This is a genomic window from Methylobacterium iners (genome assembly GCF_022179305.1).
Taxonomy (GTDB): domain Bacteria; phylum Pseudomonadota; class Alphaproteobacteria; order Rhizobiales; family Beijerinckiaceae; genus Methylobacterium; species Methylobacterium iners.
Genome location: NZ_BPQP01000020.1, coordinates 67,918 through 90,341 on the forward strand (window position 1 = coordinate 67,918; position 22,424 = coordinate 90,341).

Below are 22,424 nucleotides of genomic sequence, written 5' to 3' on the forward strand. Positions count from 1 at the left end.
GCATCCATGGCGCACCGTCATGCCAAGCTCGTGATCGTCGGCTCGGGGCCGGCCGGCTACACCGCCGCGATCTACGCGGCCCGCGCCATGGTGAAGCCGCTCATGATCTCCGGCTTCCAGCCCGGCGGCCAGCTCATGATCACGACGGATGTCGAGAACTATCCGGGCTTCGCGGAAGCGATCCAGGGTCCCTGGCTGATGGAGCAGATGCGCCTCCAGGCCGAGCATGTCGGCACCGAGATCGTCTCGGAATACATCACCAAGGTCGACCTCAAGGCCCGGCCGTTCCAGCTTGAAGCGGATTCCGGCGAGACCTTCTCCTGCGATGCGCTGATCATCGCCACGGGCGCCCAGGCGAAGTGGCTCGGGCTGCCCTCGGAAGCCAAGTTCCAGGGCTTCGGCGTCTCGGCCTGCGCCACCTGCGACGGGTTCTTCTTCCGCGGCAAGGAGGTCGTCGTGGTCGGCGGCGGCAACACCGCCGTGGAGGAGGCGCTCTACCTCGCCAACCTCGCCGCCAAGGTCACCGTGGTGCATCGCCGGGACAGCTTCCGGGCCGAGCGCATCCTGCAGGAGCGCCTGTTCAAGCACGCGAATGTCGAGGTGGTCTGGAACCACGCCGTCGAGGAGATCTGCGGGAGCCAGACGCCGCCCTCGGTCACGCATCTGCGCCTGAAGGACGTGCGCACCGGCGCGATCACGGAGCGCAAGGCCGACGGGATCTTCGTCGCCATCGGCCACCAGCCCGCGACCGCGATCTTCGAGGGCCAGCTGCCCATGCGCCACGGCGGCTACATCGAGACCACGCCCGGCTCGACGGCCACCGCCATCCCCGGCGTCTATGCGGCGGGCGACGTCACCGACGACGTCTTCCGCCAGGCGATCACGGCTGCCGGCATGGGCTGCATGGCCGCGCTCGAGGCGGAAAAGTATCTTGCGGCCCTCGAAATCGGCGAGACTCCGCAGCAGGCCGCCGCCGAGTAGCGAAATGTTTCCGCCTCGCCTTGCGCCGGGGCACAACAAAATCGCAAGATCGTAGTCCTAAGGAGAGCGGGGCCGGATCGACCGGCTCCGCTCTCCTGGCGCGACACGCCCTGCGAGAGGGCGCGTTCGGGAGTTCTCGCCTTGGACTGGGACAAGATCCGCATCTTCCTCAACGTCGCGGAGGCTGGCAGCTTCACCAAGGCGGGCGACGATATCGGCCTGAGCCAATCGGCGGTGAGCCGTCAGATCAGCGCGCTGGAGCGCGACCTGAAGGCGCCGCTCTTCCACCGCCACGCCCGCGGCCTGATCCTGACCGAGCAGGGCGACCTCCTGTTCCGCGCCGCGCGCGACATGAAGCAGCGCCTGGAGAACACCCGGGCCCGCCTCGTCGAGACGAGCGAGCGCCCGACCGGCGACCTCAAGGTGACGACGACGGTGGGGCTCGGCACCTCGTGGCTGGCCCAGCGGATCGCGGAGTTCCTCGACCTCTACCCGGATGTCCGCGTCCAGCTCATCCTGACCAATGAGGAACTCGACCTCGCCATGCGCGAGGCCGACGTGGCGATCCGGATGCGACGCCCGGCCCAGCCCGACCTGATCCAGCGCCGGCTCTTCACCGTCCACTACCACGCCTACGCCTCGCACGATTACGTCAAGCTTTTCGGCGAGCCGCGATCGATCGACGACCTCGACAAGCACCGCCTCGTCTCCTTCGGCGGCAACGAGCCGTCCTACCTGCTCGCCACCCACTGGCTCGCCACCGTCGGGCGCGAGGGGGGTGAGCGGCGCACCATCCACTTCACGGTCAACAACATCGCCGCCCTGCAGCAGGCGATGCAGACGGGGGCCGGCATTGGCATCCTGCCGGACTACGCCGTGGATGGGCAGACGGGCCTCGTCCAGGTGATGCGCGACAGCGAGATGCCGCACATGGAGAGCTACCTCGTCTATGCCGAGGAGATGCGCACGGTGGCCCGCGTGCAAGCCTTCCGCGACTTCCTGGTGGCGAAGGCGCAGCGCTGGACGTACTGAGGCGCTGTTGACCTATCGCCGACGATGATCACGTTCGATCCGGCGAAACGGGACAGGGCCCTCGTCAAGCGAGGGCTTGATTTCCAGGCGGCGGAATCCGTCTTCTCAGGTCCGGTCTACGAATTCGAGGACCTTCGCACCAACTATGGTGAGACCCGCATCATCACGGTCGGGCTGTTGGCCGGTCGCATGGTCATCGTCGGTTGGACCCCGCGTGGTGCGGATCGCCACGTCTTCTCGATGAGGAAGGCTAATGCCCGAGAGCAAGCGCGATATGCCTCGCTTCTCCGCTGAGCGGTTCGGCAAGACCGATTTCGCGAAGGTCGATGCGCATGTGATTACTGCGGAGGAGTACGAGGAGCTCCCCGAATTGACGGACGAGATGATGAACCGCGCCGTCTGCATGCTTGGAGGCGAACCCGTTCCCCACGCCACCGGTCCACTGAAGGAGCAGGTGATGCTCGACCTTGACGCCGACGTCATTGCGCGCTTCCGCGCCTTGGGCACGGGCTGGCAGGACCGGGTGAACGAGATCCTGCGCGAGGCTCTGGGCTGACGTCCGTCACACGAACAGCCGCTCCTTCTCCAGGCCCTTGTAGAGCTCGGCCACCTGCTCGCCGTAGCCGTTGTAAATCAGGGTCGGGACACGATTGTCGGTGCCGAGCACGCGCTCCGTGGCCTGGCTCCAGCGCGGATGTGCCACGGCCGGGTTCACGTTCGCCCAGAAGCCGTACTCGGCCGATTGCAGGCCTTCCCAGAAGGTTTTGGGTCGCTCGGCGACGAAGGAGATCTTCGTGATCGATTTCACCGACTTGAAGCCGTACTTCCACGGCACGGCGAGCCGGATCGGCGCACCGAACTGGTTGGCGAGCGGCTTGCCGTAGACGCCGGTCACCAGGAAGGCGAGGTCGTTGTTGGCCTCGGCCATGGTCAGCCCTTCCGTGTAGGGCCAGGGATAGAGGAAACTGCGCTGCTCCTTGGCCACGGCCTTGTCGAGGAAGGTCTGCATCTGGATGTACTTCGCGCCGGACGTGGGCTTGGCCAGCGCGACGAGCTTCGACATGGGGAAGCCGGTCCAGGGCACCGACATCGACCAGGCCTCGACGCAGCGATGGCGGTAGAGCCGCTCCTCCAGGCTCATCTTCCGGATCAGGTCGTCGATCCCGATCTCAAAGGGTTTTTCCACGAGCCCATCGATCTTGATGGTCCAGGGCCGCGTCTTGAGGGCATCGGAGGCCGGCCGCACGGTCTTCGACGTGCCGAACTCGTAGAAGTTGTTGTAATCCGCGCTGTAGCGCTCCGGCGTCACCTCGCGGTCGAGGACGAAGGCCTCGTTGCGCTTGGCCGGGTAGAGATCCGTCGTCGGGTCGGCAGCCGCGTGGGCGGCGCGGCCGTCGAGGAGCGAGACCGCCGCGAGACCGGCGGCACCGCCGAGCAGGGCCCGGCGGTCGAGGAAAACGGCCTCCGGCGTGGCGAGATGCTCCGGAATCTCCCAGCCGCGCTTGCGCCTGATATGCATGTCGAACCCTCGGATCGTGCGAACGCGTGGCAACGACATTGGCACGCGTCGCCACGCGCGCAAGCCGGCCGTCGCTCACCATACGAGCGGAGGGGTCGTCCGGTTACAGGCCGCGGCGTCACGCCGCCGGCTGGTCGTCCCTGAGCGCCCGGCGCAGTACCTTGCCGACATTGGTCTTGGGCAGGCTGTCGTGGAACACGACCTTGCGCGGCACCTTGTAGCCCGTGAGCTGCGAGCGGGCATAGGTGCGGATCGCGTCGGCGGTCACCTCGTCCTCGCGCTTGACGACGTGGGCGACGACCATCTCCCCGGTCTCTTCGTTCTCGGCGCCGACGACGGCGCATTCGAGGATCCCCGGATGCCCGGCCAGGACCTCCTCGATCTCGTTCGGGTAGACGTTGAAGCCCGAGACCAGGATCATGTCCTTCATCCGGTCGACGATCTTGAACTGCCCGTCCGCCTGTTGGACGGCGACGTCGCCGGTGCGGAAATAGCCGTCCGCCGTGGTCGCCCGCTCCGTCTCATCCGGGCGCTTCCAGTAGCCCGCCATCACCTGAGGGCCCTTCACGCAGAGCTCGCCCGGCTCGCCCACCGGCGCGACCGATCCGTCCAGCGCCCGGATCGAGACGTCCGTCGAGGGGAGCGGGTACCCGATCGTGCCGGTCCAGTCCGTGACGCCGGCCGGGTTGACGCAGACCACCGGCGAGGTCTCCGAGAGCCCGTAGCCCTCGACGATGGCGTGGCCGGCGACCGCCTTCCACTTCGCGGCGACCGGCCCCTGGATCGCCATGCCGCCGGCGATGGTGAACTCGATCTGCGAGAAGTCGACCTCGCCGATCTTGGGATGGTTGAGCAGGAGGTTGAACAGCGTGTTCACCCCCGAAAGGTGGGTGAAGCGGTTGGCCTTCAGGGTCTTGATGAAGCCGTCGGCGTCGCGCGGATTCGGGATCAGGAGGCAGCAGCCTCCAATTCTCATAAAGAAGAAGAAGCAGCAGGTCAGCGCGAAGATGTGATAGAGCGGCAGCGCCGTCACCATCACCCGCTGCTGACTGTCCTGCGGCGTGACGCCGAACCAGACCTGGGACTGGGTGACGTTCGTCATGATGTTGCGGTGGGTCAGCATCGCCGCCTTGGCGACGCCGGTGGTGCCGCCCGTGTATTGCAGGAAGGCGAGGTCGTCGGGCGAGACGGGCAAGCGCTTGCGCGGCAGGGCGCGGCCCTGGCGCAGGACCGCCTCGAACGTGGTCCCCAGCTTGCCCGGCAGCGCGTAGGCCGGCACCGCCTTCTTGATGTAACGGGAGGCGAGGCCGAGGACGCGGCCCTTGAGGCCGAGGCAATCGCCGGGGCCGACGACGACGACCCGGTCCAGGCTCACGTTCGGCAGGGCCTCGGCGACGGTGTGGGCGAAGTTCTCGAGTACCAGGAGGATGCGGGCGCCGGAATCGTTGAGCTGCGCCGTCAGTTCCCGCGGGGTGTAGAGCGGGTTGACGTTCACGACTGTGCAGCCGGCGAGCAGAACGCCGAAGATGGCGACCGGATAGGCCGGCACGTTCGGCATCATCAGGGCGACGCGGTCGCCCTTGGCGACGTTCTGCGTCGCGAGCCAAGCCGCGAGCGCCTCGGCCGAGGCGCCGATGGAGGCGTAGGTGAGGAGCGAGCCGAAGCACTGGACCGCCGGGCGCTCGGCGAAGCGCTTCACGCTGTCGTCGAAGAGGTCGACCAGCGTGCCGACACTGCCCGCGTCGATCTTTGCCGGAACCCCCGGCGGATAGGAGGACAGCCACGGGCGCGCGGCGCCTCGGTCCTTAGCCATGTCGTTCCTCCCTTGCATGCGACGCGACGGCTTGGTGCCGCCTTCGTTCACATCTAAACCATCTATCCGTAACCCGGCTGCGGGATCAACCCATGAGGGTGCGCGGCTTCCCGCGATCCACCGCTCTTGCGCAAAGCCGTCAGGAGCGTGTGGGGGAGGAAGGCGACGAGGAGGAGCGCGGCGGCAACGGCGAGGTCCTGGCCGGTCAGCGGCCGGCGCGGCCAAGCGCCGAACCCCGCCTCGCGGGCCAGCCCGAGGACAGCCGCGGCAAACCAGAGCGCGAGGAGACGCACGCCGAGCCCGCCCGCGCCGGCCAGGAAGGCACGCGGGACGCCGCGCTTCGGCCCAGCCGGCCGCCCGATCAGCAGGCTCCCGAGGCCGAGCCCCGTGCCGAAGACGAGGGCCGCCACGGCCGCGCCGATGGCGTAGGCCAGGATCATCGGCTGCTGGGCGAGGAAGACGAGGCTGCCGCTGCCGAAACCGCCGCGCAGCACGAGCCCGCCGAAGGTCGGATAAAGGCTGAGGGCGAGGAGCAGCCCCGCACCGATGAGGCCGCCGAGCCCTCGCCGCGCGAGCGAGGCCGGCCCGGGGGCGGTGGCCGCGACGACGAGCCAGGCGAGACCGTACACGATCGCGAAGGCGAAGAGCGGATAGCGGTCGAGGAAGAAGCCGTAGCGGTAGGCCTCGGCCCATGCCGGCAGGGACGCGCGCTGGTCGAAACTCGTGGCCGCCGTCAGGCCGAGAGCCAGGAGCGCTGCTGCCAGCGGCAGGAGGGCGGAGACGCGGGGACTCATGTCCCGGCGCCCGCCAGTCTCGCAGGCTTTATGCTGGTTTCGCTCGGGAAGGCAGTCCCACCACCTTTGTCATCCCGGGGCTGCGAAGTAGAGCCCGGGACCCAGAACCGCAGGTCGCGATCCAGCCTGTCTACGTCGGCGGCTATGGGTTCCGGGCTCGCCTGCGGCGCCCCGGAATGACAAAGTGGGATGATGGAACCCGGGCTCATCCCTCGTAATTGTCGCGCACGAGCCGGTCGAGCAGGCGCACGCCCCAGCCCGCACCCCAGCTCCGGTTGATCTCGCTCGACGAGGACGACATCGCCACGCCGGCGATGTCGAGATGTGCCCAGGGCACGTCGTTGACGTAGCGCTTGATGAACGAGGCCGCCGTGGCCGCGCCGCCGTGGCGGCCGCCGGAATTCTTCATGTCGGCGAATTTCGAGTCGATCGCCTTGTCGTAGGCCGGGATCAGCGGCATCCGCCAGACCGTCTCGCCCGTGGCCTCGCCGGCGGCGGCGAGCTTGGCCGAGAGCTCGTCGTCGTTCGAGTACAGGCCGGCGATGTCCTGGCCGAGCGCCACGATGATCGCGCCGGTGAGCGTCGCGAGGTCGATCATGAAGCGCGGCTTGTAGGCGCCCTGCACGTGCCAGATCACGTCGGCCAGCACGAGACGGCCTTCCGCGTCGGTGTTGATGATCTCGATGGTCTGGCCGGACATCGAGGTGACGATGTCGCCGGGGCGCTGGGCGTTGCCGTCGGGCATGTTCTCGACGAGGCCGATGGCGCCGACCACGTTCACCTTGGCCTTGCGGGAGGCCAGGGCGTGCAGGGTCCCGACGACGCAGGCGGCGCCGCCCATGTCGCCCTTCATGTCCTCCATGCCGCCGGCCGACTTGATCGAGATGCCGCCGGAATCGAAGCAGACGCCCTTGCCGATGAAGGCGAGCGGCGCCTCGGCCGGATCGGCGGCGCCGTTCCAGCGCAGGATCACCACCCGCGCCTCGCGGGACGAGCCCTGCGCCACCGCGAGCAGCGCGCCCATGCCGAGCTCGGCGAGCCGGGCCGGATCGAGCACCTCGACCTCGACGCCGAGCGTCCGCAATTCCTCGGCCCGGCGGGCGAACTCCTCCGGGTAGAGGATGTTCGGCGGCTCGTTCACGAGTTCGCGGGCGATGATGACGCCCTCCGTCACCGCGTCCGCCTCGCGCGCGGCGTTCCGGGCCGCGACGGGGTCCGCCACCATCAGGGTCAGCGCGGTGCCGCCCGCCTCCTCGCCCTCGGGCTTCTTCTTGGTCTTGTAGCGATCGAAGCTGTAGTGCCGCAGCCGCGCGCCCAGCGCGAAGTCCGCGGCGTTCTCGGGCGTGAGGGTGAGGCCGGTGGCAGCCAGGGCGACATGGGCCTGGCGGCCCTGGACCTTGCTCGCCGTGAAGCCGCCGAGCGCCGGCCAGTCGATCTTGGCGCGGTCCTTCTCGGAGCCGAGCCCGACCACGACGAGGCGGTCGACGTCGAGGCCCGTGGGCGCCGGAAGGCTCAAGGCGGAGAGGGACTTGCCTTTGAAACGCTCGCTCGCCGAGGCGCGGGCGACGAGGTCCGCGCCGGCCTGGCCGATCGTCTCGACGATGCCCGGCGCCAGGGCGAGGTCGTCGCCCACGAACAGGACGAGATCGCCTCGGCCGACGCGCCCGAGCGGTTCGAACGCGATCGTGATACCGTCCGCCATGACCTGACTTTCCACATAGCTTCGTTTTCGGCTGCGCCGCCCTGGGGCCGCGGCGCCCGAGCCTCCTGTGTACCCGTTGAGCCGTAGAACGCAACGCGCTCCGGGTCGCCGTGAAACGGCCCGAATTAACGCGCCGAGAATGGGATGACGGCAGTGTGGGGGGCGACCGCACGACCCGTGAGAGCCGATGAGCCAGATCGAGCGCTACATCTTCAGAATCGCGCTCGGGGCCTTCCTCGCCTGCCTGATCGGCCTGACCGGCACGATCTGGGTGACGCAGGCCCTGCGCGAGCTCGACCTGATCACGGCCAAGGGTCAGACGCTCCTCATCTTCCTCCTGATCACCGGCCTCTCGATCCCGACGCTCATCACCGTGATCGCGCCCGCCGCCCTGTTCATCGCGGTGGTCTACGCTCTCAACAAGCTCAACGGGGATTCCGAGCTCATCGTGATGTCGGCGGCCGGGATGCAGCCGCGGCGCATCCTGCGGCCCTTCGCGACGCTCGGCCTCGCCGTGAGCTTCGCGGTGGCCTTCCTGACGATCCAGGTGATGCCCTCGAGCTTCCAGGAGCTGCGCGACGTCGTCACCCGGGTGCGGGGCGATTTCATCGCCAACGTCGTCAAGGAGGGCCAGTTCACGAGCCTCGACAGCGGGCTCACCTTCCATTTCCGCGAGCGCGGCCCCGGCGGCGCCCTGCTCGGCCTGTTCATCCAGGACAAGCGCGAGCCGGGCAAATCGGTGGTCTACCTCGCCGAGCGGGGCGTCGCGACCGAGTATGACGGCCAGAGCTACCTCGCGCTGGAGAAGGGCAGCATCCACCGGCAACAGAAGGACAGCCGCGATTCCTCGATCATCACGTTCGAGCGCTACACCGTCGACCTCGCGGCCTTCACGCCGCCGGACGGGGACGTGATCTACAAGCCCCGCGAGCGCTCGACGGCCCAGCTCCTGTTCCCCGACAAGACGGAGGGCTACTACCAGCTCCAGAAGGGCCGCTTCCGGGCCGAGTTCCACGACCGGCTCTCCTCCTGGCTCTATCCGCTGGCCTTCACCTTCATCGCCTTCGCGGCGTTGGGCGATCCACGGACCACCCGGCAGGGCCGCGGCCTCGCGGTGGCGGGCGCCATCCTCGCGGTGGTCGCCGCGCGCATCGCGGGCTTCGCCGCGACGAGCGCGGCGGCCCGCAGTCCCGGCGCCGTGATCGCGGTCTACGCCGTGCCGCTGCTGACCATCGGGTTCTCGAGCCTGATCATCTTCCACGGGCCGGCCATGCGGGCGGCCCGCGCCCGGCTCGCGGCCGGGATCGGCGGGCTCGTCGCCTCGCTCGCGGGCCGCCCGCGCCTCGGCGCCGGCTGAGCCATGCTGATCGGCGCGACCCTCGGGCGCTACTTCGCGCTGCGCTTCCTGCGCACGGTGCTCGGCGTGTTCACCACCGTGTTCGCGCTGGTCTACACGCTCGACTTCGTTGAGCTGCTGCGCCGGGCCGGCGATGCCGAAGGCGCCTCCGCGGGCCTGATGGCGCAGCTCGCCCTCTACCGCACGCCGGCGGTGGCCGAGGGCGTCCTGCCCTTCGCGATCCTGTTCGGATCGATGGCCGCCCTGCTCCAGCTCTCGCGCAAGCTCGAACTCGTGGTGGCCCGCGCCGCCGGCATCTCGGCCTGGCAGTTCCTGCAGCCGGGCGTGTTCGTGGCCCTGGCCCTCGGGCTCTTCACGGTCGGGATCTACAACCCCGTCTCGGCCCTCCTGAAGCAGCGCTCGACCGAGATCGAGGCCAAGATCTTCGCCCGATCCACCAAGGCGAGCTCGGGCAAGGACCTCTGGATCCGGCAGCGCAGCCTCGACGGGCAGGCCATCATCCGCGCCGAGACGGCCATCGAGGGCACGACGACGCTGGCCGGCGTCTCCGTCTTCACCTTCGACGACGCGGGTGCCTTCCAGTCCCAGATCGAGGCGGCCCGGGCGAGGCTGCACGACGGCTACTGGGAGCTGCAGGACACCCGCCTGCTGCGGCAGGGCGAGCCGCCCGAGAGCTTCGACACCTACCTGATCGCCTCGACCCTCGACCCCGGCCAGGTCCGCCAGCGCTTCACCCCCCCGGAATCTGTGCCTTTCTGGCAACTGGCCCCCACCATCGCACGGACCGAGCGGGCGGGGTTGGATGCCACCCGCTACCGACTCCAGTACGATGTCCTGATGGCGAGGCCGCTGCTCTTCGTCGCCATGGTGCTCGTGGCGGCGACCGTTTCCTTAAGGTTCTTCCGCTTTGGTGGAGTGGGCCGGCTGGTGCTCGGCGGGGTGGCGGCGGGCTTCCTGCTCTACGTCGCCCGGCAGGTCATGGAGGGTCTCGGTGCGGCCGGGATCGTCGCGCCGACGGTGGCGGCATGGTTCCCCGCCGTGGTAGGGGGTCTTCTCGGTACGCTCACGCTTCTCTACCAGGAGGACGGCTGATGCCGGTGACCTGGCAGGACGGCGCGACGGGGCTGCGGCAGGAGTTGGGACGCGCGTTGCGTAGGGTCGCCACCATCGCGGTTGCCGCCGGTCTGCCGGCGCTGCTCTCGGCCGCCGTGCCCACGGCGCTGGTGTCGGAGGCGGCTGCGCAGACGGCCCGCAGGCCCGCACAAGCCACGCCTTCCGCCAAGCCCTCGGCCAAGCCCGCCGAGCGCCTGCTCGTCGAGGCGCAGGAGCTCATCTACGACAACGACAACAACACGGTCACCGCCCGCGGCAATGCCGAGCTGACCTACGGCCCGCGCACGCTCCAGGCCGACCGCGTCCGCTACGACCGCAAGACGAGCCGCGTCTTCGCCGAGGGCAACGTTCGGCTCACCGACGAGACCGGCGCGGTGCTGACCGGCGAGCGGATGGAGCTGACCGACGACTTCAAGAACGGCTTCATTGATGCGCTTCGCATCCAGCAGACCGTCGAGGCCAAGGGCCAGCCCGTGCGGGTGCGCTTCTCGGCGCCGCGCGCCGAGCGGATCGAGGGCGACCAGACGAGCTTCGACTACGGCACCTACACCGCCTGCGAGCCCTGCAAGACCCGGCCGGAGAACCCGCCGCTCTGGCAGATCCGCGCCACCAAGATCGTCCACGACAACGTGACCCACGTCGTCGCCTTCGAGGAATCGACCCTCGAGATCGCCGGCATCCCGGTCGCCTACCTGCCCTATTTCGAGGCCGCCGACCCGACGGTGAAGCGCAAGACCGGCTTCCTGACGCCGCGCTTCATCTCCTCGACGGCGCTCGGCCAGGGCGTCGCCACGCCCTTCTTCATCAACCTGGCGCCGAACTACGACCTGACCCTCTCACCCGCCTTCCTGAGCAACCAGGGCGTGCTCGGCCAGGGCGAGTTCCGGCACCGGCTCGACACCGGCTTCTACAACCTTCGGCTCTCGGGCATCTTCCAGACGACGCCGAGCGCCTTCCTGCCAGGCCCGCTGGGCGCCGGCGACCGCGACTTCCGCGGCTCGGTCGAGTCCAAGGGCCAGTTCTACATCAACGAGAACTGGCGGGCGGGCTGGGACCTCGTCGGCGTCACCGACAAGTGGTTCCTCGACAATTACCGCATCCGCAACCAGAGCATCGTCACGGACTACTTCCGCGAGGCGGTGTCGACGGCCTACCTGATCGGACAGGGCGACCGCTCCTGGTTCGAGGCCCGGGCCTATTACTTCAAGAGCCTGTCGAGCTTCGACTGGCAGAAGGAACAGCCGATCGTCGCGCCCGTCATCGACTACGACAAGCGCCTCAACGGGCCGGACCCGCTCGGCGGCGAGGTCCGCTTCGAGTCGAACGTCACCAGCCTGACCCGCGAGGCCACGGACTTCCAGGGCATCCCGCGCACCGGGACCTACCTGCTGAGCCCGAGCGCCAACGGCATCAGCTACCCGCTCTACGACACCTGCACGATCTTCGCCCGGGGCGCCTGCCTGATCCGCGGACTTGCCGGCACCAACACCCGCCTGTCCGCCCAGGCCTCCTGGCGGCGGACCTTCATCGACGATGCCGGCCAGGTGATCACGCCCTTCGCCTACCTGCGCACGGACGCGTTCTTCGTCGATCCGCGCAATTCCGGCTACCAGAACGCGCTCGTCCAGAACATCACCACGCAGGATGGGGACTTCTCCGGCCGCGTCATGCCGGCGATCGGAATCGATTACCGCTACCCGTTCGTCAGCAATTTCGGGCCGCTCGGCGTCCACACCTTCGAGCCGATCGCCCAGGTGATCGCGCGGCCGAGCGAGACCCAGATCGGCCGGCTGCCCAACGAGGACGCCCAGAGCCTGGTCTTCGACGACACCTCGCTGTTCGAGTGGGACAAGTTCTCCGGCTACGACCGGGTCGAGGGCGGCGTGCGCACCAATCTCGGCGCGCAATATTCGGTGGTCACGCCGGCCGGCTGGTACGCCAACGTCCTGTTCGGCCAGTCGATCCAGGTCGCGGGCGTCAACTCGTTCCGGCGGGGCGACATCGCCAATGTCGGCCTGAACTCAGGGCTCGAGAGCCGGGCCTCCGACTTCGTCGGGCGCTTCCAGCTCTCGCCCAACCAGAACATCAGCCTGATCAGCCGCGCGCGCTTCGACAACACGGACCTGTCCGTCAACCGCTTCGAGACCGGCGCGATCGCCCGCCTCGCGCCCTTCGCGCCGGTTGACCTGTCGCTGTTCTACTCCTTCTACGAGGCGCAGCCGGCGCTCGGCTTCAGCCATCGCCGCGAGGGCCTGACGGCGTCGGCGACCTATCACATCACGCCGAACTGGTTCCTGTCCGGCTCGGCGCTCGTCGACCTCACCCACTACCTCGACGTGCGCGACATCTACACCGACGCCCTCAAGACCTACCTCGCCAATCCCATCGGCACCGCGCCGATCTACGAGAATCCCGGCCGGTTCTACTTCTCGGGCATGAGCCTCGGCGCCGGCTACCAGGACGAGTGCACCACGGTCTCGGTGAACTACATCGTCTCGCCGATCGCCACGGCGCTCGGCACCCGCGAGCGCAACCAGACGGTCCTCCTGCGCGTCGAGCTGAAGACGCTGGGCGAGGCGGACCTGCGCCAGAACGTCGGCAACGCGACGACCGCGGACGGCATCGCCACGGTGCGGTAAGGAGGGTCCGCCCCTCGCCGGAGCGCGATCCCATGAACGCCCATCGCCCCATCGCCCTGACCCTCGGCGATCCTGCCGGGATCGGCCCCGAGATCGCGCTCGCCGCCTGGCGCGCCCGCGACGCGGGTCCCGGCCTGCCGCCCTTCTTCCTCGTCGGCGACCCTGACTTCATCGAGCGACGCGCGAGCGAGATCGGGCTGCAGGTCCCGGTGGCGGAGGTCGGCCCGGACTGGGCGGTCGAGGTATTTCCCCGCGCGCTTCCCGTGATGCCGCTGCCGAGCGGCGCCCGCGTCGCGGCGATCGCGGGACGGCCCGACCCGGCCAATGCCGGGGCGACGCTCGAATCGATCACGACCGCGGTCGATCTTGTCCGATCCGGTACGGCCGCCGCCCTCGTCACGAACCCCATCGCCAAATACGTGCTGACGCAGGTCGGCTTCGCCTATCCGGGCCACACCGAGTTCCTGGCCGCCCTCGCCGTGCCGCCGGGCGAGCCCGTGCCGCTGCCGGTGATGCTGCTCTGGAGCGAGACGCTCGCGGTGGTGCCGGTCACGATCCACGTGGCCCTGCGGCAGGTGCCGGAGCTGCTGACCGGGGACCTCGTGACGCGCACGGCCCGGATCGTCGCGGCCGACCTCACCCGCTGCTTCGGAATCGAGAGGCCCCGCCTCGTCCTGTCCGGCCTCAACCCCCATGCCGGGGAGGCCGGCACGATGGGCACGGAGGATCGCGACGTGCTGGAACCCGCCGTCCTGGCCCTGCAGAACGAGGGCATCGACATCCGCGGGCCGCTGCCCGCCGACACCCTGTTCCACGAGCGCGCCCGGGCGACCTACGACGTGGCCCTGTGCCCGACCCACGACCAGGCCCTGATCCCGATCAAGACCCTGGCCTTCGACGAGGGCGTCAACGTCACGCTCGGCCTGCCCTTCGTGCGCACCTCGCCGGACCACGGCACCGCCTTCGACATCGCCGGCCGGGGCATCGCCGGCGCGGACAGCCTGATGGCGGCGCTACGCCTCGCGGCCAGGATGGCGGCGCGATGCGGGTGAGGCGCGGGTCCCCGCTCCTAGAGGGTGAGAGGCGTGCCCCCTCCGGGCAACGCAGGCCCCTCACCCCAACCCTCTCCCCCTGGGGGAGGGAGCCCGACACGGCTCTCGCGCACGGCCTTCAGGCGGGAAGGGAGTGCGGCGGATGGCGCCCATGACCGACGACGGTCTTCCGCCCCTGCGCGAGGTCGTGCGTCGCCACGGCCTCGAGCCGAAGAAGGCGCTCGGCCAGAACTTCCTGTTCGACCTCAACCTCACCGGGCGCATCGCCCGCGCCGCCGGCCCCCTCGAAGGGGTGACGGTGGTCGAGATCGGCCCCGGGCCGGGCGGGCTCACGCGGGCGCTGCTCGCGGCCGGCGCCGCCCGCGTCGTGGCGATCGAGCGGGACCCGCGCGCCCTGCCGGCACTGGCCGAGATCGCCGCGCGTTATCCCGGCCGGTTGGACATCGTCGATGCCGATGCCCTCGCCTTCGATCCCCTGCCTCTCGTCGGCGCAGGCCCGGCCCGCATCGTGGCCAACCTCCCCTACAATATCGGCACGCCGCTGCTGACGGGCTGGCTCACGGCCGGGCTCTGGCCGCCCTGGTGGGACTCGCTGACCCTGATGTTCCAGCGCGAGGTCGCCGAGCGCATCGGGGCCGACGAAACCGACCGCGCGAATTACGGACGGCTCGGGGTGCTCTGCGGCTGGCGCACCGAGGCTTCGATCCTGTTCGACGTCGTGCCCTCGGCCTTCGTGCCGCCGCCCAAGGTGACCTCGAGCGTGGTCCGGCTGACGCCGCGGACCGCTCCCCTGCCCTGCGCCGTCGACGCGCTGGAGCGCGTCACCCGCGCCGCCTTCGGGCAGCGCCGCAAGATGCTGCGCCAGAGCCTGAAGGCGGCGACACCCGACCCGGCCCGCCTCTGCGCGGCTGCCGGCATCCCTGAGACGGCGCGGGCGGAGGAGGTGCCGGTGGCAGGCTTCGTCGCCATGGCGCAGGCGCTCTGAGGGCGGCATCGGCAGATCGTTCGCGCGTCTCTCCTCTCGTATTTGGGCGAGCGCCGATGAGATCGTCCTCCAGCCGTGGGGGTGCCTTCTACCCCCTTTGTCATTCCGGGGCGCCGTCAGGCGAGCCCGGAACCCAGAACCGCAGGTGGCGATCCAGCCTGCCTCGTCAGCGGCTCTGGCTTCCGGGCTCTGCTTCGCAGCCCCGGAATGACAAAGGGAATTGACCAACCCCATCCGCGATCGCCCTCCCCGTAAGAGGGAGGAGAGTGCCGCACGATCGTTCCGATCACTCGGAGACTCACGGGACGTCGCCCAAAGAGAAGGGGCCGCGCGATGGTCCCGCGCGGCCCTCTCAACAATTACCTCAGGAAGATCGACGGATCAGCGACCCTGCTGGATCGCCGAGAGGATCCAGCGACCGCCGCGCTCGCGCACGAAGGTCCAGAGCTCGACGGCCTCGGGCTCGCCGGTCTCGACGACCGCGTTGGTGCGGCGGTCGAGGGTGACGTCCTTGATGGCGTAGCGCATGGCCACCGTGGCGTACTCGTTGCGGCCCTCGCTCCAGGCCTCCGAGAGGTCGCCCTGGAGGAGCTTCACGTCGGAGATGCGGTTGACCACGCCGCGGGCGGCGTTGGCGCGCAGCTCCTCCTCGAAGTAGCCGGCCATCTCCGGCGTCGCGAGGTTGCGCAGGGACGCGACATCCTCGCGGCCATAGGCGGCCTGCACGTCGTTGAGGGCGATCTCGAAGCTCTCGAAGTCGCCGGGGCCGACATTGACCTTGCCAACCGCGACGGGCGCCACGGCGGGAGCCGCCGCTGGCGCGGCGTTCATGCCGAGACCGCCGCCGAGCCCGTTGCGAGCCGGACCCTGCGGGCCGGGACCCTGATCGAGGCCCGTGCGCGCATGACCGGCCGCGACCGGTCCCTCCTGACGCCGGCGGAACCAGCGCACCGCGAGGGCGACGACGAGGACGAGCAGGCCGACCTGCAGCAGCAAGCCGATCATCGAGGCGAGGCCGCCGAGGCCGCCGAAGAAGCCGGCGCCGAAGAGGGCGCCGAGCAGGCCCGCCCCGAGGAGACCGGCCATGAAGCCGCCGCCGAAGCGGGGTCGCTGCTGGGCCGCCGGGTTCATGCCCGGATTGGTCGGGCCTGGCTGCGTCTGCGTGCGCTGGATCGGCGCGGCGTTGCCGGGCGCGGTCGTGGTGGCGGAGGGCGGCGCGTAGGTCTTGGAACCGCGCGAGCCCATGCCACCGCCGCCGCCCGGACGGGCCTCGACGACGGGCGCGGCCATCGCCAGCGACGCGGCGACCGCGAGGATGGCGGCAGCGCGCTTGCGACGCGTGAGGGAGGTGAGCATGAAATCGCCTCTGACGAATTGGAAAGTCCTGGCGGGATCGCCTGAACTCATATGGTGACGTGTGGGGCGAAGTTTTAGTCCATCGCCGATGAGCGTTTGATGTCGGGTGCGGTTAAAATCCGACGCATCCTCAGACCGCGGCGGGGAAGATCAGCCGCACGATGGTACCTTCTCCGGGGCGGCTGTCGAGGGCGACGGTTCCGTTCTGCCGCTTCATGAGGCCGTGAACGATGGCGAGCCCCGTGCCGCGCCCGGCCTCCCGGCTCGTCGCGAAGGGGGCGAGCGCCCGGGCCGCCATCTCGGGCGACATGCCCTGGCCCGTGTCGGTCACGGCGATGCCCACCGCCCCGTCGGCGGGGCGCTGCATGCCGTGATCGCCCGGCGCGACCGCGAAGGTGGCGACCGTGATGGTGCCCGGGTTCGGCATGGCCTCGCAGGCATTGGCGAGGATGTGGGTGAGGGCGAACTCGACCTGGGTCGGGTTGCTCAAGGAGGGGCTGAGGCCCGGCGTGGTCTCGATCCTGAGGGCGATGCGGGCCGGCAGGCTCGGCCGAGAGCCCTTGGCGAAGTCCGTGATCAGCGCGTTCAGGTCGACGGGCCGCACGTCCGGCGCGATCCGGCGGGAGAAGGCGAGGAGCTGCCGGGTCAGGATCGTCGCCCGCTCCGCGGCGTCGGTGGATCGCACAATCGCCCGCTGGATGAAGGGTTCGGGCCGGTCGCCGAGGCGCCGCTTCAGCCCGTCGATGTAGCCGATCAGGATCTGGAGGAAGTTGTTGAACTCGTGCGCCACGCTGTTGGTGAGAAGCCCCAGCGCCTCGCGCCGCCGGGAGAGAACGAGCGCCCCCTCGGCATCGCGCCGCCGGGTCACGTCGACGATCTGGCCGAGGCGATAGGCGGGCGGGCCGTCCGGCCCTGGCACGGGGGCGACGGAGAGGCAGGCCCAGAAGGTTGCGCCGTCCTTGCGGGAAGCGAGCAGCTCGGTCCCCGGCGTCCCGCCGAGCGCCTCCGCCCAGGCGGCGCGCGCCTCCCGATCCGCCCGCTCGCCATGCAGGAAGCGCCCGTCGCGGCCGATCACCTCCTCGGACGTGTAGCCGGTGAGCGCCAGGAAGGCGGGATTGGCGAAGACGATCGGCGCGCCCGGCCGGCGGGCATCGCTCAGGAAGGCGGGAACAGCGCAGGCCGTCAGCAGGGCGACGGTCTCCGGCCCCGGGGCCTCGTCGGATCGAACGTCCAGGTCAGGCAGCGCCATGATATGCCTTCGCGCCCTTGGAAAGTCGCTCTCCCGCCGAGGCCCAGCGATAGACGCATCCGGCGTGATGGCCAACCTGCTCGCCTACTGCCGCACCCACATCACCCGCGCGATCCAGGCGATCTCGCCGACATTGACGGTGCGGTCCGGGTGCTCCGGGTTCAGGGAGGCGAGCTCGATGGTGCGGGCCGTCTTGCGCTTGAGCTCCTTGGCGAGCACCTCTCCCGCGCTGAGCCGGACCACGACGCGGTCGCCCTTGCGGACGCCGGCGCTCGGCGAGACGATGAGCACGTCGCCGTCGCGGTAGAGCGGCTGCATCGAATCGCCCTGGACCTCCAGGGCGAAGGCGCGCTCCTCGCCGAGGTCGGGGAAGTCGATTTCCTCCCAGCCCGGGCCGCCGGTGGGCATGCCCTCGTCGGTGAACAGGCGGCCCGATCCCGCCTGGGTCATGCCGATCAGCGGCACCGTTGTCCGGGGGGGGCCTTCGCGGGCCTCGATCAGGCGCAGGAAGTCGTCGAGGCTGGCGCCCGTGGCGGCCAGCACCTTCGAGACCGATTCGGTCGACGGCCAGCGCTTGCGCCCGTCAGGGCCGATCCGCTTCGAGCGGTTGAAGCTCGTCGCGTCGAGCCCCGCGCGCCGGGCGAGGCCCGAGGCGGAGAAGCCGTAGCGCTCGGCCAAGCGATCGATGGCGGTCCAGATCTGCTCGTGGGACAGCATCACGGGCTCCTGGCGATGGCGCCGGCTAAGACCGCCAGCCTAGCTGTAGGAAAGTAGAACTAACGCCTGGGGAAAGCAACGGTTGGAACGCCTGCCGCGGCCCCGCGACCCGGTTGCGGCGGGGGAGCCCGCATTCTATCGCAGAAGGATGCCCATCCTCTATAAGATCTGCCCCCGCCCCCTCTGGCGCGAAGCCGAGGCGGCGGGCCGCTTCACCGGCGCGCCCGTCGACGTAGCCGACGGGTTCATCCACTTCTCCACCGCCGCGCAGGTGGCGGAAACCGCCGCCCGCCACTTCGCAGGAGTGGAGGACCTCGTGCTCGTCGCAGTGGAGGCCGAAACGCTCGGCGCGGCCCTGCGCTTCGAGCCCTCCCGCGGTGGCGCCCTCTTCCCCCACCTCTACGGCGACCTTCCCCTCGACGCGGTGCGCGCGGTCCATGATCTGCCGCTTGGGCCGGACGGGCGGCACGTCTTCCCACCGCGCGTCCTGTCGGCAGGGTCATGAGCATGATCGGCGCGCTCTTTCCCCTCGCCAAGCCAGTCCTGCACGGGCTCGACCCGGAGGCCGCGCACGACCTCACCATCCGCGGCCTCTCCCTGCTGCCGCCGCTGCGCCCCGCGCCGGACGATCCCCGCCTCGCCGTCGAGGTGCTGGGGCGGCGCTTTCCGAACCCGGTCGGCCTCGCGGCGGGGTTCGACAAGGGCGCGCGGGTGCCCGACGCCCTGCTCGGGCTCGGCTTCGGCTTCGTCGAGGTCGGCGGCGTCGTGCCCAGGCCCCAGCCGGGCAATCCGCGTCCCCGTGTCTTCCGGCTCCCTCGCGACGGTGGAATCATCAACCGCTTCGGCCTCAACAGCGAGGGCCTCGACGTGGTGGGCGCACGCTTGACCGCCCGCCGCGGGCGCCCGGGCCTCGTCGGCGTCAATATCGGCGCGAACAAGGATTCCGCGGATCGGCTGGCCGATTACGTCGCCTGCACTCAGGCGCTGGCGCCCGTCGTGGATTTCGTGACCGTCAACGTCTCCTCGCCGAACACGCCGGGCCTGCGCGACCTCCAGGGCGAGGCCTTCCTCGACGAGTTGCTCGCCCGGGTCGTGGCCGCCCGCGACGACGTCCAGCCCGCCACCGCCATCCTCCTGAAGATCGCTCCTGATATCGGCCTCGGCGCCCTCGACGCGATCGTGGCGACGGCGCTCCGCCGGGGCGTCCAGGCCCTCGTCGTCTCGAACACCACCGTGGCGCGACCCGCGACCCTGGCGGAGACGCGGGTGAGCGGTGAAGCCGGCGGCCTCTCCGGTCGGCCCCTCTTCGCGGCCTCGACCCGGCTGCTCGCGGAGACCTACCTGCGGGTCGAGGGCAAGATCCCGCTCGTCGGCGTCGGCGGCATCGACTCGGCCGAGGCCGCCTGGACCAAGATCCGGGCCGGCGCGAGCCTCGTCCAGCTCTACTCGGCGCTCGTCTACGAGGGACCCGGACTCGTCGACCGCATCAAGGCGGGGCTGCTCGATCGGCTGCGGAAGGAAGGAGCCGGACTCGCGGGCATCGTGGGACGCGATGCGGCCGCACTCGCACGGATCGACGGGTAGGAAGCGGACCTCCCCGCCTCCGGATTACGGCCGCCTGCCAGATGGTGGCCGGCGCAGGCCGGTGCCGGCGAGGACGACGAACCCCGCGGCGAGGCCGAGCAGGATCGATCGGACCGGCCCCATCTGCGAGACGGCCCCGGTCTCCGCCGCCCGCCCGGCGCTCCAGCGATCGTGGCCCGTCGCGCCGATCCCGACCACGAGGGAAGCGATCACGGCGGCGAGGAGTCGGGTGCGGGTGCGCATGCCTGCTCTCTCCGGCTCGGGCGATTACGAGTGGCACCGCCCCCCGTCATCCCTATAATGCCGCGGATTGCCCGCCGACGAGCACGCCCCCATGACGTCCCGCATTCCCGACTTCACGACGCTGCCTTACGCGGCCGACGCCGTCCAGGCGCCGCCCCCGCCGGTCGGCGAGCCCTGGATGACACCCGAGGGCATTCCCGTGAAGGGGCATTACGGCCCGGCCGATCGCGAGGGCATTCCCTTCCTGCACACCTATCCGGGCCTCGCGCCGTATCTCCGCGGCCCCTACCCGACGATGTACGTCACCCAGCCCTGGACGATCCGGCAATATGCCGGCTTCTCCACGGCCGAGGATTCGAACGCCTTCTACCGACGCAACCTCGCCGCCGGGCAGAAGGGCCTCTCGGTCGCCTTCGACCTCGCCACCCACCGCGGCTACGATTCCGACCATCCCCGCGTCTCGGGTGACGTCGGCATGGCGGGCGTGGCCATCGACTCGATCTACGACATGCGGACGCTCTTCTCGGGGATCCCCCTCGACGAGATGACCGTGTCGATGACCATGAACGGCGCGGTGCTCCCCATTCTCGCCCTCTACATCGTGGCGGCCGAGGAGCAGGGCGTGCCGCCCTCGAGGCTCGCGGGCACGATCCAGAACGACATCCTCAAGGAGTTCATGGTCCGCAACACCTACATCTACCCGCCCAAGGGCTCGATGCGGATCATCGGCGACATCTTCGCCTACACCTCGGCCCACATGCCGAAGTTCAACTCGATCTCGATCTCCGGCTACCACATGCAGGAGGCCGGCGCGACGCAGGACCTCGAGCTCGCCTACACGCTGGCCGACGGCGTCGAGTACATCAAGGCGGGCCAGGGCGCCGGCCTCACCATTGATCAGTTCGCGCCGCGGCTGTCGTTCTTCTGGGCGATCGGCATGAACTTCTTCATGGAGATCGCCAAGATGCGGGCGGCGCGCCTGATCTGGGCCGGCCTCGTCAAGGAGTTCGACCCGAAATCCGACAAGTCGCTGCCGCTGCGCACCCACTCGCAGACGAGCGGCTGGTCGCTGACCGCGCAGGACGTGTTCAACAACGTCACTCGCACCTGCATCGAAGCGATGGCGGCGACGCAGGGCGGGACACAGTCGCTCCACACCAACGCGCTGGACGAGGCGCTGGCGCTACCCACCGACTTCTCGGCCCGGATCGCCCGCAACACCCAGCTCTTCCTGCAGCAGGAGAGCGGCACCACCCGCATCGTCGACCCTTGGGGCGGCTCCTACTACGTCGAGCGCCTGACGCAGGACATCGCGACCCGCGCCTGGGAGCACATCCGCGAGGTCAACGAGCTCGGCGGCATGGCCAAGGCCATCGAGGCCGGCATCCCGAAGCTCCGGATCGAGGAGGCGGCGGCCCGCGCCCAGGCCCGGATCGATTCCGGCCGCCAGACCATCGTCGGCGTCAACAAGTTCAAGCCGGAGGACGACCGCATCGTCGAGCTGATGCGGGTCGACAACGGCAACGTGCGGACGCTCCAGATCGACAAGCTCAAGCGCCTGCGCGCTGAGCGCAGCCAGGCCGACGTCGACGCGGCGCTGGCCGCCCTGACCAAGGCCGCCGACGGCGAGGGCAACCTCCTGGAGCTGGCCGTGAACGCTGCTCGGGCCAAGGCCACGGTCGGCGAGATTTCCGAGGCGCTGGAGCGGGCCTGGGGCCGGCACCGGGCCGAGATCCGCTCGATCTCGGGCGTGTACAAGCGGGAGGTGGGCGGCATGTCCCCGGTGGTCGAGACCGTGCGCAAGCTCGTGGAGGCGTTCGAGGAGGCCGATGGCCGGCGCCCGCGCATCCTCGTCGCCAAGATGGGCCAGGACGGGCACGATCGCGGCCAGAAGGTGATCGCCTCGGCCTTCGCCGATCTCGGCTTCGACGTCGATATCGGGCCGCTCTTCGCCACGCCGGCGGAGGCGGCGCGCCAGGCGGTGGAGAACGACGTCCACATCGTCGGCGTCTCGTCCCTGGCCGCCGGCCATCTCACCCTGGTGCCGGAGCTGAAGGCGGCCCTGACCGAGGCCGGCCGCGACGACGTGATGATCGTGATCGGCGGCGTCATTCCGCCGGGCGACTACCCGGCGCTGTACGAGGCCGGCGCCTCGGCGATCTTCCCGCCCGGCACGGTGATCGCGGAGGCCGCGGTGAGGCTCATCGGCGAGCTCAACGAGCGCCTGGGCTACGTCGCCCGCCAAGCGGCGGAATAGAGCCGTCGGCGAAGAGATGGAGCATAGCAGC

General features: G+C 69.9%; 20 protein-coding genes. 12 read left to right on the top strand and 8 right to left on the bottom strand.

Annotated features, from left to right (window positions below):
- The first annotated feature begins 6 nt into the window (after positions 1 to 6).
- From trxB to MFF55_RS07300, 4 genes are all read left to right on the top strand, one after another.
- Positions 7 to 981 carry a thioredoxin-disulfide reductase gene (trxB, locus tag MFF55_RS07285; protein ID WP_238243420.1) on the top strand — a complete coding sequence of 325 codons (975 nt, stop codon included), beginning with the start codon at positions 7 to 9 and terminating at the stop codon, positions 979 to 981.
- 141 nt (positions 982 to 1,122) lie between these two features.
- Positions 1,123 to 2,013: a LysR family transcriptional regulator gene (locus tag MFF55_RS07290; protein WP_238243421.1), complete on the top strand. Its 891-nt coding sequence runs from the start codon at positions 1,123 to 1,125 to the stop codon at positions 2,011 to 2,013.
- Positions 2,014 to 2,037: 24 nt separating this feature from the next.
- Complete coding sequence (locus MFF55_RS07295; RefSeq protein ID WP_238243422.1) at positions 2,038 to 2,307, top strand: BrnT family toxin; 270 nt, start codon at positions 2,038 to 2,040, stop codon at positions 2,305 to 2,307.
- Positions 2,267 to 2,569 carry a BrnA antitoxin family protein gene (locus MFF55_RS07300; RefSeq protein ID WP_238243423.1) on the top strand — a complete coding sequence of 101 codons (303 nt, stop codon included), beginning with the start codon at positions 2,267 to 2,269 and terminating at the stop codon, positions 2,567 to 2,569. The genes MFF55_RS07295 and MFF55_RS07300 overlap by 41 nt, the downstream gene beginning before the upstream one ends.
- A 6-nt stretch (positions 2,570 to 2,575) precedes the next feature.
- On the opposite strand, the gene msrP is transcribed toward MFF55_RS07300, so the two are convergent.
- The 4 genes from msrP to MFF55_RS07320 form a co-directional block, all read right to left on the bottom strand.
- Entirely contained in the window at positions 2,576 to 3,532 is a 957-nt protein-coding gene (gene msrP / locus MFF55_RS07305; RefSeq protein ID WP_238243424.1) for a protein-methionine-sulfoxide reductase catalytic subunit MsrP, read from the bottom strand.
- Positions 3,533 to 3,650: 118 nt separating this feature from the next.
- Positions 3,651 to 5,345 carry an AMP-binding protein gene (locus MFF55_RS07310; RefSeq protein WP_238243425.1) on the bottom strand — a complete coding sequence of 565 codons (1,695 nt, stop codon included), beginning with the start codon at positions 5,343 to 5,345 and terminating at the stop codon, positions 3,651 to 3,653.
- 62 nt (positions 5,346 to 5,407) lie between these two features.
- Positions 5,408 to 6,139 (bottom strand): hypothetical protein, encoded by a 732-nt coding sequence (locus MFF55_RS07315; protein ID WP_238243426.1) that lies wholly within the window; start codon positions 6,137 to 6,139, stop codon positions 5,408 to 5,410.
- 205 nt (positions 6,140 to 6,344) lie between these two features.
- Positions 6,345 to 7,841, bottom strand: coding sequence for a leucyl aminopeptidase (locus tag MFF55_RS07320; RefSeq protein WP_238243427.1), 1,497 nt, complete (start codon positions 7,839 to 7,841; stop codon positions 6,345 to 6,347).
- A 187-nt stretch (positions 7,842 to 8,028) separates the two neighbouring features.
- Here MFF55_RS07320 and lptF point away from each other — a divergent pair, with 187 nt between their 5' ends.
- From lptF to rsmA, 5 genes are all read left to right on the top strand, one after another.
- On the top strand, positions 8,029 to 9,198 hold the full coding sequence (gene lptF / locus MFF55_RS07325) for an LPS export ABC transporter permease LptF (RefSeq protein WP_238243428.1): 1,170 nt from the start codon (positions 8,029 to 8,031) through the stop codon (positions 9,196 to 9,198).
- Positions 9,199 to 9,201: 3 nt separating this feature from the next.
- Positions 9,202 to 10,290: an LPS export ABC transporter permease LptG gene (lptG, locus tag MFF55_RS07330; RefSeq protein ID WP_238243429.1), complete on the top strand. Its 1,089-nt coding sequence runs from the start codon at positions 9,202 to 9,204 to the stop codon at positions 10,288 to 10,290.
- On the top strand, positions 10,290 to 12,950 hold the full coding sequence (gene lptD, locus MFF55_RS07335; protein WP_238243430.1) for an LPS-assembly protein LptD: 2,661 nt from the start codon (positions 10,290 to 10,292) through the stop codon (positions 12,948 to 12,950). Before lptG ends, lptD begins: the two co-directional genes overlap by 1 nt.
- Before the next feature lie 32 nt (positions 12,951 to 12,982).
- Positions 12,983 to 14,002 (top strand): 4-hydroxythreonine-4-phosphate dehydrogenase PdxA, encoded by a 1,020-nt coding sequence (pdxA, locus tag MFF55_RS07340; RefSeq protein WP_238243431.1) that lies wholly within the window; start codon positions 12,983 to 12,985, stop codon positions 14,000 to 14,002.
- A gap of 151 nt (positions 14,003 to 14,153) precedes the next feature.
- On the top strand, positions 14,154 to 14,987 hold the full coding sequence (gene rsmA, locus MFF55_RS07345; protein ID WP_238243432.1) for a 16S rRNA (adenine(1518)-N(6)/adenine(1519)-N(6))-dimethyltransferase RsmA: 834 nt from the start codon (positions 14,154 to 14,156) through the stop codon (positions 14,985 to 14,987).
- 381 nt (positions 14,988 to 15,368) lie between these two features.
- On the opposite strand, the gene MFF55_RS07350 is transcribed toward rsmA, so the two are convergent.
- The 3 genes from MFF55_RS07350 to MFF55_RS07360 form a co-directional block, all read right to left on the bottom strand.
- Positions 15,369 to 16,343 carry a TIM44-like domain-containing protein gene (locus MFF55_RS07350; RefSeq protein ID WP_238243433.1) on the bottom strand — a complete coding sequence of 325 codons (975 nt, stop codon included), beginning with the start codon at positions 16,341 to 16,343 and terminating at the stop codon, positions 15,369 to 15,371.
- A gap of 130 nt (positions 16,344 to 16,473) precedes the next feature.
- The gene (locus tag MFF55_RS07355; protein ID WP_238243434.1) at positions 16,474 to 17,592 is read right to left on the bottom strand and encodes an ATP-binding protein; all 1,119 of its coding nucleotides are present in this window, start codon (positions 17,590 to 17,592) and stop codon (positions 16,474 to 16,476) included.
- Positions 17,593 to 17,676: 84 nt separating this feature from the next.
- Complete coding sequence (locus MFF55_RS07360; protein WP_238243435.1) at positions 17,677 to 18,309, bottom strand: S24 family peptidase; 633 nt, start codon at positions 18,307 to 18,309, stop codon at positions 17,677 to 17,679.
- A gap of 148 nt (positions 18,310 to 18,457) precedes the next feature.
- On the opposite strand from MFF55_RS07360, the gene MFF55_RS07365 reads away from it, so the two are divergent.
- Both MFF55_RS07365 and MFF55_RS07370 read left to right on the top strand, forming a co-directional pair.
- Entirely contained in the window at positions 18,458 to 18,814 is a 357-nt protein-coding gene (locus MFF55_RS07365; protein ID WP_238243436.1) for a DUF952 domain-containing protein, read from the top strand.
- A gap of 2 nt (positions 18,815 to 18,816) precedes the next feature.
- Complete coding sequence (locus MFF55_RS07370; protein WP_238243488.1) at positions 18,817 to 19,893, top strand: quinone-dependent dihydroorotate dehydrogenase; 1,077 nt, start codon at positions 18,817 to 18,819, stop codon at positions 19,891 to 19,893.
- Between the two features lie 24 nt (positions 19,894 to 19,917).
- Here the strand turns inward: MFF55_RS07370 and MFF55_RS07375 are convergent, their stop codons facing one another.
- On the bottom strand, positions 19,918 to 20,136 hold the full coding sequence (locus MFF55_RS07375) for a hypothetical protein (protein ID WP_238243437.1): 219 nt from the start codon (positions 20,134 to 20,136) through the stop codon (positions 19,918 to 19,920).
- Positions 20,137 to 20,227: 91 nt separating this feature from the next.
- On the opposite strand from MFF55_RS07375, the gene scpA reads away from it, so the two are divergent.
- On the top strand, positions 20,228 to 22,393 hold the full coding sequence (scpA, locus tag MFF55_RS07380; protein ID WP_238243438.1) for a methylmalonyl-CoA mutase: 2,166 nt from the start codon (positions 20,228 to 20,230) through the stop codon (positions 22,391 to 22,393).
- Positions 22,394 to 22,424: the final 31 nt, after the last annotated feature.

Excerpts from the sequence above, each read along its gene's own strand:
- trxB (WP_238243420.1), top strand. The coding sequence starts at position 7 with ATGGCGCACCGTCATGCCAAGCTCGTGATCGTCGGCTCGGGGCCGGCC.
- MFF55_RS07295 (WP_238243422.1), top strand. The coding sequence starts at position 2,038 with ATGATCACGTTCGATCCGGCGAAACGGGACAGGGCCCTCGTCAAGCGA.
- MFF55_RS07300 (WP_238243423.1), top strand. The coding sequence starts at position 2,267 with ATGCCCGAGAGCAAGCGCGATATGCCTCGCTTCTCCGCTGAGCGGTTC.
- msrP (WP_238243424.1), bottom strand. The coding sequence starts at position 3,532 with ATGCATATCAGGCGCAAGCGCGGCTGGGAGATTCCGGAGCATCTCGCC.
- MFF55_RS07310 (WP_238243425.1), bottom strand. The coding sequence starts at position 5,345 with ATGGCTAAGGACCGAGGCGCCGCGCGCCCGTGGCTGTCCTCCTATCCG.
- MFF55_RS07315 (WP_238243426.1), bottom strand. The coding sequence starts at position 6,139 with ATGAGTCCCCGCGTCTCCGCCCTCCTGCCGCTGGCAGCAGCGCTCCTG.
- MFF55_RS07320 (WP_238243427.1), bottom strand. The coding sequence starts at position 7,841 with ATGGCGGACGGTATCACGATCGCGTTCGAACCGCTCGGGCGCGTCGGC.
- lptF (WP_238243428.1), top strand. The coding sequence starts at position 8,029 with ATGAGCCAGATCGAGCGCTACATCTTCAGAATCGCGCTCGGGGCCTTC.
- lptG (WP_238243429.1), top strand. The coding sequence starts at position 9,202 with ATGCTGATCGGCGCGACCCTCGGGCGCTACTTCGCGCTGCGCTTCCTG.
- lptD (WP_238243430.1), top strand. The coding sequence starts at position 10,290 with ATGCCGGTGACCTGGCAGGACGGCGCGACGGGGCTGCGGCAGGAGTTG.
- pdxA (WP_238243431.1), top strand. The coding sequence starts at position 12,983 with ATGAACGCCCATCGCCCCATCGCCCTGACCCTCGGCGATCCTGCCGGG.
- rsmA (WP_238243432.1), top strand. The coding sequence starts at position 14,154 with ATGACCGACGACGGTCTTCCGCCCCTGCGCGAGGTCGTGCGTCGCCAC.
- MFF55_RS07350 (WP_238243433.1), bottom strand. The coding sequence starts at position 16,343 with ATGCTCACCTCCCTCACGCGTCGCAAGCGCGCTGCCGCCATCCTCGCG.
- MFF55_RS07355 (WP_238243434.1), bottom strand. The coding sequence starts at position 17,592 with ATGGCGCTGCCTGACCTGGACGTTCGATCCGACGAGGCCCCGGGGCCG.
- MFF55_RS07360 (WP_238243435.1), bottom strand. The coding sequence starts at position 18,309 with ATGCTGTCCCACGAGCAGATCTGGACCGCCATCGATCGCTTGGCCGAG.
- MFF55_RS07365 (WP_238243436.1), top strand. The coding sequence starts at position 18,458 with ATGCCCATCCTCTATAAGATCTGCCCCCGCCCCCTCTGGCGCGAAGCC.
- MFF55_RS07370 (WP_238243488.1), top strand. The coding sequence starts at position 18,817 with ATGATCGGCGCGCTCTTTCCCCTCGCCAAGCCAGTCCTGCACGGGCTC.
- MFF55_RS07375 (WP_238243437.1), bottom strand. The coding sequence starts at position 20,136 with ATGCGCACCCGCACCCGACTCCTCGCCGCCGTGATCGCTTCCCTCGTG.
- scpA (WP_238243438.1), top strand. The coding sequence starts at position 20,228 with ATGACGTCCCGCATTCCCGACTTCACGACGCTGCCTTACGCGGCCGAC.